An 18,976-nucleotide genomic window follows, 5' to 3' on the forward strand; every position below is an offset into this window, starting at 1 on the left:
TGTCCGCGGTTGCACGGTCAGAGTTTAACCATGGCGACAGCTTACTTCACGTAGGCGAGCAGGCTTAAGGAATCGCGGGCCAGCGCTTTGCATTTTTTGGCGGTGGGAATGCCAATGCCGCTCAAATCGCGGTAGCTATCTTCGCCAAGCGACTTCATGTCCCATGCATCATAGTTGCTGAGATCCCACTGGTTTTGCTGGGCAAAAAATACCAGCGCACGGCGGATCTGCCCGTTGGGTAAATTGTTATAACCGCAGTCATTTTTCAGAAAAACAAACACTGCCGTGAGATCGGCCATGTCCTCGGCTTCGGATTCGCTTAGCGCATAACTGTTCACGGAGACAGCCAACAGGCTGCCAAGGAGTACTGTTCTGAAAAACGTCTTCATTATTTCTACCACGGTGTAACGGGATTTAAACGTTAGCACAGTCCGCATAAGGCGACGATATTTATTATTATCTCTTTTCTTGACCTTCCGGCAGGGGAAAGGTTTATGCTCAAAATATCGTCTGCAACAGATAAGGAAATGCCATGCAACGCCGAGATTTTTTGAAATATTCCGCCACGCTGGGCGTGCTAAGTGCGCTACCGCTGTGGAGCCGCCCGCTGTTTGCCGCAGAACGTCCAGCATTGCCGATACCCCCACTGCTCACTGCCGATGCGCAAGGCCGCATCGCGCTGGCGGTGCAGTCAGGAGAAACACTGTTTGGTACGAATAAAGCCACCACTTGGGGGTACAACGGCGCACTGTTAGGACCGGCGTTGCAACTGCGTCAGGGACAGCAGGTGACGGTTGATATTCGTAACACCCTCGCGGAAGACACAACCGTACACTGGCATGGGGTAGTTGTGCCTGGCGACGTTGATGGCGGGCCGCAGGGCGTCATCAAAGCTGGAGGTCGTCGTTCCGTTACTTTTACCCCCACGCAGCAGGCCGCGACCTGCTGGTTCCATCCGCATCAGCATGGCAAAACAGGCCGTCAGGTTGCGATGGGGCTGGCAGGACTGGTGCTGATAGAAGATGACGCTATTCGCCAGTTGCGGCTGCCGACGCAGTGGGGCATTGATGATGTGCCAGTTATCGTGCAGGACAAAAGGTTTACCGCGCAGGGGCAGATTGATTATCAGCTGGATGTGATGAGCGCCGCGGTCGGCTGGTTCGGCGATACACTGCTGACCAATGGCGCTATCAATCCGCAACATGCCGCTCCGCGCGGCTGGCTGCGCCTGCGCTTGCTGAATGGGTGTAATGCGCGCTCGCTAAACTTCTCGACCAGCGATAAACGCCCGTTGTATGTGGTGGCGAGCGATGGCGGTTTATTAAGTGAACCGGTGAAAGTGAGCGAGCTGCCGATGTTGATGGGCGAGCGTTTTGAAGTGCTGGTAGATACGCGCGATGGCAAACCCTTTGATATCGTGACGCTGCCGGTGCAGCAGATGGGGATGACGGTCGTACCGTTCGATAAACCGCAGCCAGTGTTACATATTCAACCGCTACAGATTACCGCTTCTGGTACTTTGCCGGATTCGCTGGTCTCAGTGCCGGATTTACCTGCGCTGACAGGCTTAACGCAGCGGACGTTGCAGTTATCGATGGATCCGATGCTCGATATGCTGGGCATGCAGGCGTTGCAGAAGAGGTATGGCGATGGCGCTATGGCCGGGATGATGATGAATCACGGGCAAATGGGACATGGTCAGATGATGAACATGGATCACGGAAAGATGATGAATATGGATCATGGACAGATGATGAATATGGATCATGGGCAGATGAATCACGGCGCGCAGGCGTTTGATTTCCACAATGCCAACCGCATCAACGGTAACGCTTTCGATATGAACACACCCGCTTTCGCGGCAAAAAAAGGGGAGTATGAGCGCTGGGTGATTTCCGGCGAGGGCGACATGATGTTGCATCCCTTCCATATTCACGGCACTCAGTTCCGTATTTTATCGGAGAATGGTAAGCCACCGGTCGCACATCGTGCAGGCTGGAAAGACACCGTTAATGTCTATGGCGCGCGCAGTGAAGTGTTAGTCCGTTTTCAATATGATGCGCCGAAAGAGCACGCTTATATGGCGCACTGCCATCTGCTGGAACATGAGGACACCGGCATGATGTTAGGGTTTACGGTGTAAAAATGCATATCTTCAAACATTCTGTTGCGCGTTCCTTACCGGGCTTGCGCGATCTATAGGCCGGATAAACGGCAGCGCCATCAGGCAAAAAGCCCGGAAGCGTATATGGCTTACCGGGCTTTTTACAATTAGCATGCCGGATGCATAATCTCATCCGGCATTTTGACTTATTTTGCGTCATCCGGCAGTGCATAGGCCACGATATAGTCGCCCATCTTCGTGCCAAACGAGCCGTGGCCGCCTGCGGAAATGACAACATATTGCTTGCCATTCACTTCATAGGTCATCGGTGTTGCCTGACCACCAGCCGGTAACCGGCCTTGCCACAGTTTCTCACCGTTGCTCATATTGTATGCGCGCAGGTAGTTATCTGCGGTTGCGGCGATAAACAGCACGTTACCGGCCGTGGAGATTGGGCCGCCCAGCATTGGCATACCCATATTGAACGGTACAGGAACTGGCATCGGGAACGGCATGCTGTCCTGCGGCGTACCAATACGTTTTTTCCATACAACCTGGTTGGTTTTCAGATCCAGTGCAGAAATGTAGCCCCACGCTGGTTGTTTACACGGCAAACCAAATGGTGACAGGAACGGGTTCAGCGTCACGCCAAACGGAACGCCATACTGCGGTTGAATACCCGATTCCGTACCGGTTCCTTTTGCATCTTTAGGCGGTTCCATCGGGTTGCCGGGGCCGCGAGGGATCAGCTTCGACACAAACGGCAGCGCCATCGGGTTAGCAATGGCTACCTGACGGTCTGGATCGACAGAGATGCCGCCCCATTCGAACATGCCCAGGTTACCCGGGAAGACCAGCGTGCCCTGCTCCGACGGCGGAGTGAAGATACCTTCATAGCGAAGTTGGTGGAACATCACGCGGCACACCAACTGGTCGAACATGGTGGCACCCCACATGTCCGCGCCACTCAGATTTTTCTTTGGACGGAAGCTCAAGTCAGAGAAAGGCTGCGTTTTGCTAACATAATCACCTTTCGCTGCGCCTTGCGGAACCGGTTTTTCCGGTGCCGGAACAACCAATTTGCCGTTGGTACGATCCAGCACAAAGATGTTACCGGTTTTCGCTGGCGCGTAGATGACCGGAATGGTTTTGCCGTTAATGGTAATATCCGCCAGCGTCGGCTGCGACGGCATATCCATATCCCACAAATCGTGGTGAACCGTCTGGTAGCTCCACACCAGTTTGCCGGTGGTGGCATTCAGCGCCACGATTGCACTGGCATAGCGCTCCTCCTCTGGCGTGCGGTTACCACCCCAGATATCCGGCGTGGTAACACCCATCGGCAGATAGACTAAATCCAGTTTTGCGTCGTAGGCTGCGGGAGCCCATGAATTCGGCGAGTTAAAGGTGAAGGTATGTTCGTCTGCCGGAATCGCATTCGGATCTTTCGCGCCCGGATCGAAAGCCCACAGCAGTTTGCCGGTGTTGACATCGAAACCACGGATCACCCCGGAGGTCTCACGGGTAGAGTAGTTATCGGTTACCGAGCCGGCAATCACGATAATCTTATCCGTGATGATCGGCGGCGAGGTCGGCTCATACAGGCCAGGCGTGGTGTCTGGCATGTTGGTTTGCAGATTCAGGATACCTTTGTTGGCAAAGGTTTCACACGGCTTACCGTTGTCAGCGTTGATGGCAAATAGACGACCATCATTCACAGGCAGGATAATCCGGCGCGGACAATCGGCGACCACATCCGGGCTCGCATTATCGGCGCGCGCTTCATGGTAAGAAACACCACGGCAAGTGACATGCTGGAATGATTGATTGGCATTCAGTTGCGGATCGAAATGCCACTTCTCTTTACCGGTTGCGGCATCAACGGCAAACAGACGCTGGTGCGCAGTACACAGATACAGCGTGTCGCCGACTTTAATTGGCGTCACTTCATTGGTCAGTTCGCCCGGATCGGTTGGCAACTTCAGGTCGCCGGTGCGGAACACCCAGGCTTCCTTCAGGTTCTTCACGTTTTCGGCGTTGATCTGCTTCAGTGGTGAGTAACGCTGGCCTTCCTGGTTACGGCCATAGGCAGGCCAATCGCCATCCGCTACCTGCGAAATAGGTGCGGCAGGCGTTGAATCGGCGCTCAGGGTGCCATTCACTTCTTGCGGATCATTAAAGCCCGCCCAGGTGAGGATCCCACCGCTAATCAGCAGGGCAACCACCAGCGCTGCGACGGCACCGCCGGAAGGAATAACCAGGCGCCGCCAGACGAAGGGAAGAATCAGCCAGATGCCAAAGAAGACGAGGATATCGCTTCGCGGCGTCAGCGCCCAGAAATCGAAACCGACTTCCCACACGCCCCAGATCAGGGTGGCAAGCAGCAGTGCGGCATACAGCCACAGCGCTGCGCGTTTACCTTTCCACAGTAGCCAGCCGACACCCAACATCACCAGACCGGCGATCGGGTAGTACCAGGAGCCACCAATAGCGACCAGCCAGGCCCCACCGATTAGCAGATATAGTCCGCAAAGCGCTGCAAACAGTGTTGTCAGCGTAATCAGAAGCCGTGACTGTTGATTTTTTGTTTCTGCCATAAAAGACACTCATCCAGGTTGTTAATTTTTTGATAGCAATTAATTATAGTCATTAACAAATGCGATCGATATCACAAAATTAGCTTTCTTGTTCGATAGCCAATGGAAATCAATTTGCTGGTATACTTTGCGTCTTAATTCTCAATTCTTCGGGAAATTACTGCGTTTGAGTAATTTACTATTTAAATCAAGTGGTTAGTAAAATGAAACACACTGTGGAAGTGATGATCCCGGAAGCGGAGATCAAAGCGCGTATCGCTGAACTGGGTCGTCAAATCACTGAGCGTTACAAAGATAGCGGCAGCGAAATGGTGCTGGTGGGCCTGCTGCGCGGATCATTTATGTTTATGGCGGATTTGTGCCGTGAAGTGCAGGTTTCTCACGAAGTCGATTTTATGACCGCCTCCAGCTACGGCAGCGGTATGTCCACCACGCGTGACGTGAAAATCCTGAAGGATCTTGATGAAGATATTCGCGGTAAAGATGTGTTGATCGTCGAAGATATTATTGATTCCGGCAATACGCTGTCGAAGGTACGTGAAATTCTTAGCCTGCGCGAACCGAAATCGCTGGCGATCTGTACGCTGCTGGATAAACCTTCCCGCCGCGAAGTGGATGTGTCGGTGGAGTTTGTCGGTTTTGCTATTCCGGACGAGTTTGTGGTGGGCTACGGGATTGACTACGCCCAGCGCTACCGTCATCTGCCGTATGTCGGCAAAGTGGTTCTGCTGGACGAATAAAAAAATCGGGGCCGCTGGTCCCGAATGGTTATTTGTGGTTGTTGTTCTTCTTGCTGAGGTTGGAGACACCCTGGCGATAACGCTGCTCCAGCAATTCTCGGTTGGTTGCGCTCACTTCCAGATCGCGCAGCAGTCCGTCGTGAATGCCGTAGGCCCAGCCGTGAATTGTCACTTTCTGACCGCGTTTCCAGGCGGATCGCATGATCGTTGAATGGCCCAGGTTGTAAACCTGTTCCATGACGTTCAGTTCGCATAGGGTATCGAAGCGGTGCTCTGCCGGTATCTCGCCGAGTAGCGAGCTATGTTTAAACCAGATATCGCGAATGTGCAGCAACCAGTTGTCGATAAGCCCAAGTTCAGGGTTTTCAACTGCCGCCTGCACGCCGCCACAGCCATAGTGTCCGCAGATGATGATGTGTTCGACTTCCAGTACGTCCACCGCGTACTGCACAACGGAGAGGCAGTTCAGATCGGTATGAATCACCAGGTTTGCGACATTACGGTGAACAAACAGTTCGCCTGGTTCCAGCCCGGTAAGGCGCTCGGCCGGTACGCGGGAATCGGAGCATCCAATCCACAGGAAACGCGGTTTTTGTGCTTGTGCCAGCGTGGCAAAAAAACCGGGATCTTCTTCCACCAGCATTTTTGACCATAGTGCGTTATTGCTGATGAGTGTATCTATGTCTTTCATGGAAGGAGATGACCTGTAACGGTAAATGCGTTGCGCTAATATAGGTGAACTCTTCCTCTTTTAAAACCACACATCAAGTGTAAAAAAGGTAAGCGATATTTCATGACCATTGCACTGGAGCTTGAGCAGCTTAAAAAAACCTATCCGGGCGGCGTTCAGGCGCTGCGCGGGATTGACCTGAAAGTAGAAGCTGGTGATTTCTATGCGCTTCTTGGACCGAATGGCGCAGGGAAATCCACCACAATCGGCATCATCAGTTCGCTGGTCAATAAAACGTCCGGGCGCGTCAGCGTCTTTGGCTATGACCTGGAAAAAGATGTGGTCAACGCCAAACGCCAACTGGGGCTGGTTCCGCAGGAGTTTAACTTTAACCCGTTTGAAACCGTCCAGCAGATTGTGGTCAACCAGGCGGGCTACTACGGTGTGGATCGCAAAGAAGCGATGGTGCGCAGCGAAAAATACCTGAACCAGCTTGATTTGTGGGAAAAACGCAATGAACGTGCACGGATGCTCTCCGGCGGTATGAAGCGTCGCCTGATGATCGCTCGCGCACTGATGCATGAACCGAAACTGCTGATCCTTGATGAGCCGACGGCAGGCGTGGATATTGAACTGCGTCGTTCTATGTGGGGCTTTTTGAAAGATCTGAACGATAAAGGCACCACCATTATCCTCACCACCCACTATCTGGAAGAGGCGGAGATGCTGTGCCGCAATATCGGTATTATTCAGCGCGGCGATTTGATCGAAAACACCTCGATGAAAGCACTACTTTCCAAACTGAAATCGGAAACTTTTATTCTCGATTTGGCGCCGAAGAGCCCGTTGCCGAAGCTGGAGGGGTATCAGTACCGTCTGGTGGATACCTCCACGCTGGAAGTTGAAGTGTTGCGCGAGCAGGGGGTAAACAGCGTTTTCAGCCAGCTCAGCGCGCAAGGGATACAGGTGTTAAGTATGCGTAACAAAGCCAACCGTCTCGAAGAGCTGTTTGTCACGCTGGTTCATGACAGAAAAGGAGAAAGCGCATGATGCAGCTCTATTGGGTGGCGCTGAAGAGTATCTGGTACAAAGAGATCCAGCGTTTCATGCGGATTTGGGTGCAAACGCTGGTGCCGCCAGTGATCACCATGACGCTCTATTTTATTATTTTCGGCAATCTGATCGGTTCGCGGATTGGTGAAATGCATGGTTTCACCTACATGCAGTTTATCGTGCCGGGGCTGATCATGATGGCAGTGATCACCAATGCTTACGCCAACGTCGCATCGTCGTTTTTCAGCGCCAAGTTTCAGCGCAATATTGAAGAACTGCTGGTCGCGCCGGTTCCGACGCATGTGATTATTGCAGGCTATGTTGGCGGCGGCGTGGCGCGCGGGCTGGGTGTCGGTATTCTGGTTACTGCCGTTTCGCTGTTTTTTGTGCCGTTTCAGGTGCATTCATGGCTGTTTGTCGGTTTAACGCTGTTGCTGACCGCCGTGCTGTTTTCGCTGGCGGGTCTGCTGAACGCGGTGTTTGCCAAAACCTTTGACGATATCAGCCTGATCCCGACCTTTGTGCTGACACCGTTGACCTATCTGGGCGGGGTGTTTTACTCCCTGACGCTACTGCCGCCGTTCTGGCAGGCGCTGTCGCACCTGAACCCGATAGTCTATATGATTAGCGGCTTCCGTTTTGGTTTCCTTGGCATTACCGACGTTCCGCTGTTGACCACTGTTGCCGTGCTGGTGGTGTTTATCATCGCCTTCTATTTGATTTGCTGGTACTTGATCGATCGCGGCCGCGGGCTGCGCAGTTAATCTCTTCGGGCTGGCTCTCCTGTACAAGAGAGCCAGCTTGTCTGAATGGGCTATTTTTTGTACTTACTCCGGCCTTTGAATATGTGTAGTTTTGTTACACTAATGGCAGTCTCTCAACTCGGTTCGTCTCATGTCGCGTTTGATTACCCTTCTGCTGTTGCTGGTTACCTGTAGCACTTCTGCCAGTATTGTCAGTGAACAGCGCATTCCTGCGCGCTATATGCAAACCACCGAAGATGCCGATATCTGGGCGCAGGTCGGTGACAGAGTGGTAACGGTCGGGAATATTCGCGCCGGGCAAATTCTGGCAGTAGTGCCGGGCGCAGAGGATTACTATGCCTTTCGCTTTGGCTTTGGCAGCGGTTTTATCGATAAAGGCCATCTGAGCGCGGTGGAGGGCAATCAGCGCGTTGAGGACAGCCTTGGCGATCTGGATAAGCCGCTGAGTAACCAGAATCTGGTCACATGGCAGGATACGCCGCTATATACGGCGCCGGATAACCGCAGCGAACAGTTTGGTACATTGGCGGAAAATCTGCGTTATCCCATTATCGATAAACTGAAAGATCGCCTGAATCAGACGTGGTTCCAGATCCGCATCTGCAATCGACTGGCCTGGGTAAGTAGCCTGGATGCACAGGAAGACAGCGGTATTCCTGTGCTAACCTACCATCACATTCTGCGCGACGAGGAAAATACCCGTTTTCGCCATACCTCTACTACCACGTCGGTGCGCGCTTTTACTAACCAGATGAACTGGCTGCGAGATCAAAGATATACCACACTGTCGATGTATCAGCTGGAAGGCTATGTGCGTAACCGGATGAACCTGCCTGCGCGTTCAGTGGTAATAACCTTTGATGACGGCCTGAAATCGGTTAACCGTTATGCTTACCCGATCCTACGCGAATACGGTTTTAAAGCGACGGCATTTATTATCTCATCGCGCATTAAACGTAAGCCGCAGAAATGGGATCCAAAGTCGTTACAGTTTATGAGCGTGTCGGAACTGAACAGCATGCGCGACGTGTTTGACGTGCAGTCGCATACGCACTTCCTGCACCGGGTGGATGGTGCAATGCACCCGATATTGCTCAGCCGTAGTTACCACAACATTCTGTTTGATTTTAAACGTTCCCGCCGGGCGCTGGCACAGTTCAACCCGCACGTACTCTATCTTTCATATCCGTTTGGTGGTTATAACGACACCGCGATAAAAGCGGCTAATGACGCGGGTTTTCATATGGCGGTAACGACCGTGCGCGGGAAAGTGAAACCGGGCGATAATCCATTCTTGCTGAAGCGTTTATACGTACTAAGAACGGATTCGCTGGAAACGATGGCGCGGCTGATCAGTAACCAGCCGCAAGGGTAGGGGAATCAGGCAACCTGAACCGGTACGGCTTTCGCCGTGCGTTTCATTTCGTTGTCGCCGTCAAAATAGGCCACTTTCGGCTGCCAGCTACGGGCAACTTCATCAGGTACGGTAACGTAGCTGGCAATAATCAGGATATCGCCCACGTCAGCGCAGTGCGCCGCTGCGCCGTTAACCGAAATAATTCTGGAACCGCGTTCCCCGGCAATCGCGTAGGTTGAGAAGCGTTTGCCGTTGGTTACGTTATAGATATCGATGGCTTCATATTCGAGAATACCAGCCGCCTCAAGGAAATCCTGGTCAATGGCGCAGGAACCCTCATAGTGCAGGTCGGCCTGTGTCACTTTGACGCGATGGAGCTTGCCTTGCAGCATTGTGCGAATCATGAGTTAAACCTTCATTACGGATAAGTCAGCTAAAAATGAGGGGCCGCATACTGCATTTCCCCGCATGCTTATTTTCTCCCGCAGACCGTAAAAAGCCGTAACGAGAGTGGAGTCCTGGCGAAATTTTTACCCTGCCTGGTGGGCAAGTTCAACCACTTTATTGTCGATAAGGCGCGCCTGGCCGAGCCATGCTGCCATTAAAATCACCGCTCGTTGGCTTTTGGCCGAGAGTGCTTCCAGCGTGTCGGCATCGCGGATTTGAATATCGTCAGCGCGCAGACCTGCATCGTTGATTTCCTGGGCTGCAATGGCGATCAGTTCTTCTTCGTCGCTTGCGCTTGCCTGCAATTTCTCCGCAATGTCATTCATCACTTTGCTCAATGCCGGAGCGATTTTACGCTCGTCAGCGGTGAGGTAACCATTGCGTGAACTCAGTGCCAGACCATCTTTCGCACGTACCGTCGGTACGCCGACGATCTCAATGTCATAGCCCATATCGGCAACCATTTTGCGGATCAACTGCAACTGCTGGTAATCCTTCTCGCCGAAGCAGGCGATATCCGGCTGTACCAGATTAAACAACTTGCTGACGATGGTGGAAACGCCGCGGAAATGCCCCGGACGGCTGGCACCCTCCAGCATGGTGGAGAGTCCCGGTACGTCAACATAGGTTTGACCTTCGGTGCCCTGCGGATAGATATCGGCAGGCGCAGGCGCAAAGACAAAATCCACCTTGCGCTTGTTCAGCTTCTCGCAATCATCTTGCAAGGTACGCGGGTAGCGCACCAGGTCGTCCGGACGGTCGAATTGCATCGGGTTAACAAAAATGCTCACGACTACCACGTCGGCGCGGGTTTTCGCTTCATCGACCAGCTTCATATGGCCATCGTGCAGGTTACCCATGGTCGGGACAAGCGCAATGCGTTTCCCTTCCTGATGCAGGCGGCGAATATGCTGACGCAGCAGCGGGAGGGTTTCAATAATTAACACAACAGGACTCCTTAATGGAAACTGTGTTCTTCGCCCGGATAGACACCGGACTCAACTTCGGCAACATACTGCCTGACCGCTGCGCGCATGTCGCCTGCCTCATTGAGGAAATTTTTAGCAAATTTAGGAATATGACCGCCAGTGATGCCAAAAGCGTCATGCATAACCAGAATTTGTCCGTCGGTAACCTTGCCTGCGCCAATTCCAATCACCGGAATGGTTAATGCGGCGGTAATGCGCTGCGCCAGCTCAACCGGCACGCACTCCAGCACCAGCAGTTGCGCTCCGGCGGCTTCCAGCGCCAGCGCATCGTCAAGCAACCCCTGAGCCGCGTCGCCGCGCCCCTGAACTTTGTAGCCGCCGAAAATATTGACGGATTGCGGCGTCAGGCCGAGATGGCCGCACACTGGCACCGCGCGTTCGGTGAGCATTTTTACCGTCGGTGCCAGCCAGCGACCGCCTTCGATTTTCACCATATTGGCACCTGCGCGCATCACAATGGCGGAATTCTCAAAAGCCTGTTCCGGTGTGGCATACGCCATAAATGGTAGATCGGCGAGCAGCAGGCATGCCGGAGCACCGCGGCGCACCGCTTGTGTGTGATAAGCGATATCTGCCACGGTGACGGGCAGGGTGGAGTCATGACCTTGTACCGTCATCCCTAACGAGTCGCCAACCAGCATCACGTTGATCCCTTCTTCGGCAAACAGTTTGGCAAAGCTGTAGTCGTAAGCGGTGATTGTCGCGAAGCGTTTCTTATCCTGTTTACACTTATGCAGCCAGGAGATGGTGGTAGGTTTCATAGTGTTTCCTGATAGTTCAAAGCGTGTTTTGGCGCATTCTATCAGTAACATTCAGGTGGGCAATGATTTTAGGCCATCACAAAGAGACGGCAGGAGGGAATTACCAGACGTCGGGTTTTGGTGCGTTGAGCTGTTCCAGCGTGGCGCGCAACGAAGTGCCATCCGGGAAGTGCAGATCGGGTGCGATTTCAAACAACGGCCACAGCATAAAACCCCGGTTTTTCATATCGTAATGCGGAACTGTCAGGCGCTGCGTATTCAGTGTTAAGGCACCAAACAGCATGACATCGAGATCGAGTGTGCGTGGCCCCCAGCGCTCCGCTTTACGTACGCGGCCTTGCTGCAATTCAATCCGTTGGGTGTTATCGAGCAACGCTTCCGGCGCAAGCGTTGTTTCCAGCGCCACAGCCGCGTTGAGATAATCCGGCTGATCCGGCGGCCCGAGTGGGGGCGTGCGATAGAGCGAAGAGACTGCCACAATGTGGCTTTGCGGGATTTCGCCGAGGGCGGCAATCGCCGCGTTAACCTGATCAAGCGGCGATGCGAGATTGCTGCCCAGCGCGATGTAAGCGAGCGTCACGCACTGCCCTCACGGCGCGGTGTACGTTTGCGCGGACGACGGTGACGGCGGCGTTCGGTTGGCTCTTCGCCTAAATCATCCAGCATATCTTTTTGTGCAGGCGGCGCAGAAACCTGGAATTCGCCCCACCATTTCACCAGACGTTGCAGCTCGCTGTTGTTTTCTGCTTCGGCGCGCAGCGCCAGCAGATCGTAAGCGGCGCGGAATTTCGGATGCTCCATCAGTTTCCAGGCGCGTTTGCCCTGACGACGGGACATGCGCAGCTGTAGCTGCCAGATATCACGAATAAGCGCCGTAATGCGTTTTGGAATGGCCAGCGAACGACAGGCTTCATCCAGCACATCATTCATCGCCAGCGCGAATGCATCGTAATAGGCAAGCCCGCCTTCCTGTGTAATGCGCTGTGCATCCTCCAGCAGCGGATACCAGAACATAGCGGCAAACAGGAACGCCGGGTTGACGCGCATATCATTGTGGATACGGTTGTCGGTATTCTTCAGCACCTGCTCAATAATGCGCTCCATCGGACTGTCACCTTTTTCGGTGAAATAGCGGGTGATGGTCGGGAACAGGGGTTGGAACAGGCCATATTCGCGCAGCAAGCGACAGGTGTCATAACCATAGCCCGCCTGCAATAGCTTGAGGGATTCCTCAAACAGACGCGCGGGTGGAACATCATTAATTAATGTGGCAAGACGCGGGATCGGCTCGGCCGTCTCTTCGCTGATGCGCATTCCCAACTTGGCGGCGAAGCGCACCGCGCGCAGCATGCGCACAGGGTCTTCACGGTAGCGGGTTTCCGGGTTGCCAATCAGGCGAATCACGCCCTCTTGCAGATCGCGCATGCCACCCACGTAATCACGCACGGTAAAATCGGCAACGCTGTAATAAAGGCTATTGATGGTGAAATCGCGACGCTGGGCATCTTCTTCGATGGAACCGAAGATGTTGTCGCGCAGCAGCATGCCGTTTTGGCCGCGCTGGGAAATAGAACGATCGGTTTGCTGTTCGTCATGGTGGCCGCGAAAGGTGGCGACTTCAATAATTTCCGGGCCGAACATGACATGTGCAAGGCGGAAACGGCGACCGACCAGCCGGCAGTTGCGGAACAGTTTGCGTACCTGATCCGGCGTTGCGCTGGTGGTGACGTCAAAATCTTTTGGTTTTTTGCCCAGCAATAAATCGCGCACGCCGCCGCCTACCAGGTAAGCGTCGTAGCCCGCTTTATTCAGACGATAGAGCACTTTGAGCGCATTTTCACTGATATCTTTGCGGGAAATAGCGTGCTGCTCACGCGGAATAACCGTCATCTGCGGCTGAGCCAGCGCCTCAATGGCGATGCTCTCTTCGCGGCTTAGCACCTTGCGGCAAAAATTAGCGACTCGGGTAAAAATAGTACACCTCGGTAGTGTCAAACGTCAGGACAAAAAAATAGCGGCTAATCATAGCTCAGAGCGACGCATTTGAGAATGATGTATTCACATCTGCCTCTCTGGCACGCGGGAAAGTGACCAATTTTCGACCGCCCGGTTCAGCAACGCTTCGCTGCTGAGATCCTGCCACTCATTTGTTACATCCTGGTTCAGAAATTGTAAAGCCCTGATTATCATGGGGCGGGGATCGCCGCCAGGCAAGGCAGGTGCATGGTTTTGCTTGGAGAGCTTATTCCCTTGCTCATTAAGCGCCAGCGGTAGATGAATATACCCCGGTACAGGCCAGCCAAGCTGCTGATAGAGCGAGATTTGCCGTACTGTCGGTTCAATCAGATCCGCGCCGCGAACAATCTCCGTTACGCCCTGAAAATGATCGTCAACGACAACGGCCAGGTTGTAAGCGAATAACCCATCACGACGATGAATAATGAAATCTTCCCGCGCCAGTTTTTCATCGGCCACAATGCAGCCGCGTAGCTGATCGTCAAAATGCAGCACTGGCTGATGTTGCAGCAGACGTAACGCAGCATTTTCCGGGCCGTTGTGGCGGGTGCGGCAATAGCCGTCGTAGATGCCGCCGATACTCTGGATACGCGCGCGGGTGCAGGTACAGAAGTAACTGAAACCGTCACGTTGCAAAGTGGCCAGTACTTCACGGTAGGCATCATGTCGTTGTGATTGCCACAACACTTCACCGTCCCAGTGCAGACCATAGTGTTCCAGCTGGCGCAAAATTGTCGCTGCTGCGCCGGGAACCTCACGAGGGGGATCAATATCTTCGATACGGACGAGCCAGACGCCGCGATTAGCGCGGGCCTGTAGGTAGCTGCCAAGCGCAGCAATCAATGAACCAAAGTGCAGTTCACCGGAAGGAGATGGCGCAAAGCGCCCAATATAGTGTGATTCAGGCATATCGACAGGCAAAAGAATATAAGGCGGGAATCACTCCCGCCGTATAAGACGCACCACGCCTAAGTGATGCGTCATCAGTGATAGCGGGGGGATTAACCCGCCATCTGTTTTTCGCGGATTTCCGCCAGCGTTTTACAGTCGATGCACAGATCGGCGGTCGGACGCGCTTCCAGACGGCGGATACCAATTTCCACACCGCAGGATTCACAGAAGCCGAAATCTTCGTCTTCTACTTTTTTCAACGTCTTCTCGATCTTTTTAATCAGCTTGCGCTCGCGATCGCGGTTACGCAGTTCGAGGCTGAATTCTTCTTCCTGAGCGGCACGGTCAACCGGATCCGGGAAGTTAGCAGCTTCGTCCTGCATATGTGTAACAGTGCGATCGACTTCATCCCTGAGTTGATTACGCCATGCTTCAAGAATTCGCTTGAAGTGCGCCAGCTGGGCTTCGTTCATATACTCTTCGCCCGGTTTCTCTTGATACGGCTCCACCCCAGCGATGGCGAGAATACTCAGGGACGATGTTTTACGGTTTTGCCCTTCTTGCATGTTGCTTCTCCTTAACACGCACTATCGATCCCCGTGTGGGGGAAAAATCAGGCCGCTATAAATAACAGATGCTTTTACAGATGGCAAATATCTAAACGTAACACTTGACAAGGCTGTGAGGAAAAGCGTATTTGCGCACGCGAACAAATCACTGACCCGTCAACTGTTTGCCCTTTATACCGTAAAAGGTAGCGGCAACCTAAGAGTGATATTATTGGCAGAAAGTTCCGCTTTATAAGCGATGACTTCTACCCCCTGACGTTGTGCGTCACTCAATAATCGTGCGTATTCCTCGTCAATATGGCGTGCTGGAGAAAAATGTTCAACGGCAGAGTGCAGGACGGCAAACAGAATTACCGCGCGATCGCCGCTGGCCGCGACGCTCATTAACTCCCGCAGATGCTTTTGTCCTCGCAGGGTAACGGCATCCGGAAAGTAGCCTGACTGCTGCTCGGCGAGCGTGACCGATTTCACTTCAATATAGCAGTTACGGCGATCCTCTGCCTGTAACAAAAAGTCAATTCTGCTACGTTCCGCACCATATTTTACTTCGCTTTTCAGCGAGCTATATCCCGTCAGTTCCGCCAGACGATCGGCGAGAATGGCTTCTTTTGTTAATGCATTTGCCTGCTGAGTGTTAACGCAAATAAATGCTCCCTGCCGGGTTTGCGTTAATTCCCAGGTGTGTGCATATTTGCGCTTCAGATTTGTCGACGTGGAATACCACACCGTATCGCCTGGCGTCGCGCAGCCCGTCATCGCTCCGGTATTAGGACAATGCAATGTCAGGGTGTCCCCTTCCGGGGTAATCACGTCTGCCAGGAAACGTTTATAGCGCTGGATCAGTGTGGCGGATTTAAGCGGCGGCATAAATTCCATAGGAAATCCTTATTATTCTGTTTTAAGCGTCCAGCGGTTCAGCGGCGTGTAACGCGTGCGTCCCTGGATAAACTGCGATTCATACAGGGCAAACGCGCTGACCGGGAAAGACCAGCGAAACCCCGGCGGCGGGATCGTTACTGCGCGATTGGCATCACGTAGCAGCGTAATATGCGGATGAAATGGTTGGGGGCTTTGATAACACCCGCTGCGCGAAGCCTGCGCGCGCAACATCGCGGCGAGTTGCAGCAACCCGCGTGGCGGCTGGCGCGAGCCGAGCCAAATCACACTGGAGCGCAGCCACTGACCAGCGTCATCCAGATGAAGCGTAAAACCCTGCTGGCGAATGCGCCCGGCCAGCCCTTCCAGCGCTCGCTGTTTTTCGGCGCTGATGTCGCCGAGGAATGCCAGCGTCAGATGAAGGTTTGCTGCTGCTACCGGACGTCCGGCTTCGGGTGGAAAGTGCTGCGCGCGCCAGTGAATGACCTGCGTCTGGATATCAGCAGGCAGTTCGATGGCGAAAAACAGCCTTTTTGATTCGGCCATGGCGTGTTCTCGGTAATGGATTATGGCGATGGTATACTAGCTGGCCTTCTTATGTGAATCCTCTGGAGCTTTTGTGTCCTCACTGCCGGTTGCTGCTGTTCTGCCCGATATCCTTGCTGCATTACATTCCTCTTCTCAGGTATTGTTGAGCGCGCCGACCGGTGCCGGGAAATCCACCTGGCTGCCGTTACAACTGCTGCAACAGGGGGAGATCAATGGGCGGATTTTGCTGCTTGAGCCGCGTCGCCTGGCGGCGCGCAATGTGGCGCAGCGGCTGGCGGAACTGCTGAATGAGAAACCCGGCGATACCGTAGGTTACCGCATGCGTGCAGAAACCTGCGTCGGGCCGAATACACGCCTCGAAGTGGTCACTGAAGGAATGTTAACGCGCTTGATCCAGCAGGATCCGGAGCTGACCGGAATTGGGCTGGTGATCCTCGATGAATTCCATGAACGCAGCTTGCAGGCGGATCTGGCGCTGGCGCTGCTACTGGATCTCCAGCAGGGGCTGCGCGACGATCTTAAATTGTTGGTGATGTCCGCTACGCTGGATAATGAACGTCTGCAAATCCTTTTGCCACAGGCGCCTGCCATCGTTTCTGCTGGGCGGGCATACCCGGTCGAGCAACGCTATCAGGCGCTGGCAGTGAATCAGCGCTTTGATGAAGCCGTGGCGCAGGTCGTTAGCGGATTGCTGCGTGAGGAACGCGGTTCTTTATTACTGTTTTTACCGGGCGTGGGCGAGATCCAGCGCGTGCACGAGCAACTGGCTACCCGCGTCGGCACTGATGTGCTGCTCTGCCCGCTCTATGGAGCATTGCCACTCAGCGAGCAACGCAAGGCAATTCTGCCTGCGCCCGCCGGGCAGCGCAAAGTGGTGCTCGCCACCAATATTGCCGAAACCAGTCTGACCATCGAAGGTATTCGCCTGGTGGTGGACAGCGCGCAGGAGCGTGTGGCGCGCTTTGATCCCCGCAGTGGCTTAACCCGGCTGGTGACACAGCGTATTAGCGTGGCGTCTATGACGCAGCGCGCCGGTCGCGCCGGGCGTCTGGAAGCGGGGATTTGCGTACATTTATTAAGTAAAGAGCAGGCTGAACGTGCAGCGGCACAAAGCAGCCCGGAAATTTTGCACAGCGATTTATCCGGTCTGTTGATGGAATTATTACTCTGGGGATGCCAGGATCCTGCGCAACTTTGTTGGCTCGATCTGCCTCCGGCGACTAATCTGGCGGCGGCGCGCACGCTGCTCATGCAACTGCGGGCGCTGGAAGAGGGACGTTTAACGGCGTTTGGTCAGCGAATGGCTGCGCTGGGTAACGATCCGCGCCTGGCCGCAATGCTGGCGGCAGCTGAAGGGGATGACGAGATCGCGACGGCGGCAATGCTGGCCGCCGTCCTTGAAGAACCGCCTCGTGGTGGAAACAGTGATTTAAGCGCGGCCTTTTCGCGCGCGCAGTCAAACTGGCAGCAGCGTGCGCGCCAGCTCGCTCGTAGGCTGAAAAGTAGCGGGGGAGAGGTGGATATTAGCGCGGTGGCGCCGCTGCTTGCCGGGGCGTTTGCCGATCGTATTGCGCGCAGGCGCGGGCAGGAAGGGCGTTATCAACTGGCGAACGGTATGGGGGCGACGTTGGATGCCGATGATGCGCTAAATCGTCATGAGTGGCTGCTCACACCGTTGTTATTGCAGGGAAGCCAGTCACCGGATGCGCGCATTTTACTTGCCCTACCGCTTGATATTGAGGCGCTTATCGCCCGCTGCCCGCAACTTTTGCAGCAATCGGATACCGTCGAATGGGACGAGGCGCAAGGCACGTTAAAAGCCTTTCGCCGGAGCCGGATTGGCCAGTTAACGATGAAAGTGCAGCCGTTAGCTAAACCCTCAGAAGATGAGCTGCATCAGGCGATGCTTAACGGTATCCGAGATAAGGGTTTGCAGGTTTTGAACTGGACGCCGGAGGCAGTGCAGTACCGTTTACGTTTACACTGTGCGGCGAAATGGCTACCGGAAGAGGACTGGCCCGCCGTGGATGAGGCCTCTTTACTGGAGAATCTGGAGCAGTGGTTACTGCCACAAATGGGCGGTATCCGTTCGCTGCGCGATTTAAAAGCGCTGGATGTTACGCAGGCATTACAAAACACCCTGGCGTGGTCATTACGTCAACGTCTGGATAGTGAACTGCCGGGGCATTACACTGTGCCGACGGGAAGCCGGATTGCCATCCGTTATCATGAAGATAACCCACCTGCGCTGGCGGTGCGCATGCAGGAGATGTTTGGCGAAGCGGCCACGCCGACGATTGCTCAAGGGCGTGTCGCGCTGGTGCTGGAGCTACTTTCCCCAGCGCAGCGGCCGTTGCAAATTACGCGGGATTTAAGCGCATTCTGGAACGGCGCTTATCGTGAAGTGCAAAAAGAGATGAAAGGGCGCTATCCGAAACATGTCTGGCCGGACGATCCGGCGAATACCGCGCCGACACGGCGTACGAAGAAGTATTCGTAAACCCGGCGGAGCAGCGTGGTGCGCTAAAAATTGAGAGATTTCTTCTTCTGCCCACTGGCAAAAGAACTGAGAATCAGGCCCTTGCGCCTGAAT

The 18,976-nt window shown here is 54.1% G+C and carries 18 protein-coding genes; 6 read left to right on the forward strand and 12 right to left on the reverse strand.

Annotated features, from left to right (window positions below; translation table 11 throughout):
* Window positions 1-41 precede the first annotated feature (41 nt).
* Complete coding sequence (locus BM427_RS14615) at window positions 42-389, reverse strand: YacC family pilotin-like protein (RefSeq protein WP_007373185.1); 348 nt, start codon at window positions 387-389, stop codon at window positions 42-44.
* A gap of 143 nt (window positions 390-532) precedes the next feature.
* On the opposite strand from BM427_RS14615, the gene cueO reads away from it, so the two are divergent.
* Window positions 533-2,143 carry a multicopper oxidase CueO gene (gene cueO / locus BM427_RS14620; protein WP_090122594.1) on the forward strand — a complete coding sequence of 537 codons (1,611 nt, stop codon included), beginning with the start codon at window positions 533-535 and terminating at the stop codon, window positions 2,141-2,143.
* A 167-nt stretch (window positions 2,144-2,310) separates the two neighbouring features.
* Here cueO and BM427_RS14625 read toward each other — a convergent pair whose 3' ends face one another.
* Window positions 2,311-4,701, reverse strand: a complete 2,391-nt coding sequence (locus BM427_RS14625) for a glucose/quinate/shikimate family membrane-bound PQQ-dependent dehydrogenase (protein WP_090122595.1) — start codon at window positions 4,699-4,701, stop codon at window positions 2,311-2,313.
* Window positions 4,702-4,904: 203 nt separating this feature from the next.
* Here BM427_RS14625 and hpt point away from each other — a divergent pair, with 203 nt between their 5' ends.
* The gene (gene hpt / locus BM427_RS14630; protein WP_167518534.1) at window positions 4,905-5,441 is read left to right on the forward strand and encodes a hypoxanthine phosphoribosyltransferase; all 537 of its coding nucleotides are present in this window, start codon (window positions 4,905-4,907) and stop codon (window positions 5,439-5,441) included.
* 28 nt (window positions 5,442-5,469) lie between these two features.
* On the opposite strand, the gene can is transcribed toward hpt, so the two are convergent.
* Window positions 5,470-6,132 (reverse strand): carbonate dehydratase, encoded by a 663-nt coding sequence (can, locus tag BM427_RS14635; protein ID WP_090122598.1) that lies wholly within the window; start codon window positions 6,130-6,132, stop codon window positions 5,470-5,472.
* 102 nt (window positions 6,133-6,234) lie between these two features.
* Here can and BM427_RS14640 point away from each other — a divergent pair, with 102 nt between their 5' ends.
* From BM427_RS14640 to BM427_RS14650, 3 genes are all read left to right on the forward strand, one after another.
* The gene (locus BM427_RS14640; protein ID WP_090122600.1) at window positions 6,235-7,161 is read left to right on the forward strand and encodes an ABC transporter ATP-binding protein; all 927 of its coding nucleotides are present in this window, start codon (window positions 6,235-6,237) and stop codon (window positions 7,159-7,161) included.
* Window positions 7,158-7,928: an ABC transporter permease gene (locus BM427_RS14645; RefSeq protein WP_090122602.1), complete on the forward strand. Its 771-nt coding sequence runs from the start codon at window positions 7,158-7,160 to the stop codon at window positions 7,926-7,928. Before BM427_RS14640 ends, BM427_RS14645 begins: the two co-directional genes overlap by 4 nt.
* 130 nt (window positions 7,929-8,058) lie before the next feature.
* Window positions 8,059-9,303: a polysaccharide deacetylase family protein gene (locus tag BM427_RS14650; protein ID WP_090122603.1), complete on the forward strand. Its 1,245-nt coding sequence runs from the start codon at window positions 8,059-8,061 to the stop codon at window positions 9,301-9,303.
* 5 nt (window positions 9,304-9,308) lie between these two features.
* Here BM427_RS14650 and panD read toward each other — a convergent pair whose 3' ends face one another.
* The 9 genes from panD to thpR all read right to left on the reverse strand — a co-directional run bounded on the left by panD (window position 9,309) and on the right by thpR (window position 16,380).
* A complete protein-coding gene (gene panD / locus BM427_RS14655) occupies window positions 9,309-9,689 on the reverse strand; it encodes an aspartate 1-decarboxylase (protein ID WP_020456583.1) in 381 nt (126 codons plus the stop codon).
* 126 nt (window positions 9,690-9,815) lie between these two features.
* Window positions 9,816-10,679 carry a pantoate--beta-alanine ligase gene (panC, locus tag BM427_RS14660; protein WP_090122604.1) on the reverse strand — a complete coding sequence of 288 codons (864 nt, stop codon included), beginning with the start codon at window positions 10,677-10,679 and terminating at the stop codon, window positions 9,816-9,818.
* An 11-nt stretch (window positions 10,680-10,690) separates the two neighbouring features.
* Window positions 10,691-11,482 (reverse strand): 3-methyl-2-oxobutanoate hydroxymethyltransferase, encoded by a 792-nt coding sequence (panB, locus tag BM427_RS14665; RefSeq protein WP_090122606.1) that lies wholly within the window; start codon window positions 11,480-11,482, stop codon window positions 10,691-10,693.
* A gap of 100 nt (window positions 11,483-11,582) precedes the next feature.
* Complete coding sequence (folK, locus tag BM427_RS14670) at window positions 11,583-12,062, reverse strand: 2-amino-4-hydroxy-6-hydroxymethyldihydropteridine diphosphokinase (RefSeq protein WP_090122608.1); 480 nt, start codon at window positions 12,060-12,062, stop codon at window positions 11,583-11,585.
* Window positions 12,059-13,456, reverse strand: coding sequence for a polynucleotide adenylyltransferase PcnB (gene pcnB, locus BM427_RS14675; RefSeq protein WP_208809155.1), 1,398 nt, complete (start codon window positions 13,454-13,456; stop codon window positions 12,059-12,061). Before pcnB ends, folK begins: the two co-directional genes overlap by 4 nt.
* Window positions 13,457-13,540: 84 nt before the next feature.
* Window positions 13,541-14,407 (reverse strand): tRNA glutamyl-Q(34) synthetase GluQRS, encoded by an 867-nt coding sequence (gluQRS, locus tag BM427_RS14680; protein ID WP_139234415.1) that lies wholly within the window; start codon window positions 14,405-14,407, stop codon window positions 13,541-13,543.
* 92 nt (window positions 14,408-14,499) lie between these two features.
* Window positions 14,500-14,955 (reverse strand): RNA polymerase-binding protein DksA, encoded by a 456-nt coding sequence (gene dksA, locus BM427_RS14685; protein ID WP_007373199.1) that lies wholly within the window; start codon window positions 14,953-14,955, stop codon window positions 14,500-14,502.
* A 174-nt stretch (window positions 14,956-15,129) separates the two neighbouring features.
* Window positions 15,130-15,834: a DNA/RNA nuclease SfsA gene (gene sfsA, locus BM427_RS14690; RefSeq protein WP_090122612.1), complete on the reverse strand. Its 705-nt coding sequence runs from the start codon at window positions 15,832-15,834 to the stop codon at window positions 15,130-15,132.
* Between the two features lie 12 nt (window positions 15,835-15,846).
* Window positions 15,847-16,380, reverse strand: a complete 534-nt coding sequence (gene thpR, locus BM427_RS14695; protein WP_090122614.1) for an RNA 2',3'-cyclic phosphodiesterase — start codon at window positions 16,378-16,380, stop codon at window positions 15,847-15,849.
* Window positions 16,381-16,453: 73 nt separating this feature from the next.
* Between thpR and hrpB the strand changes: the two genes are divergently transcribed.
* Entirely contained in the window at window positions 16,454-18,883 is a 2,430-nt protein-coding gene (hrpB, locus tag BM427_RS14700) for an ATP-dependent helicase HrpB (RefSeq protein ID WP_090122616.1), read from the forward strand.
* Window positions 18,884-18,976 lie beyond the last annotated feature (93 nt).

The sequence above is a fragment of the Kosakonia arachidis genome (assembly GCF_900116535.1).
GTDB lineage: Bacteria > Pseudomonadota > Gammaproteobacteria > Enterobacterales > Enterobacteriaceae > Kosakonia > Kosakonia arachidis.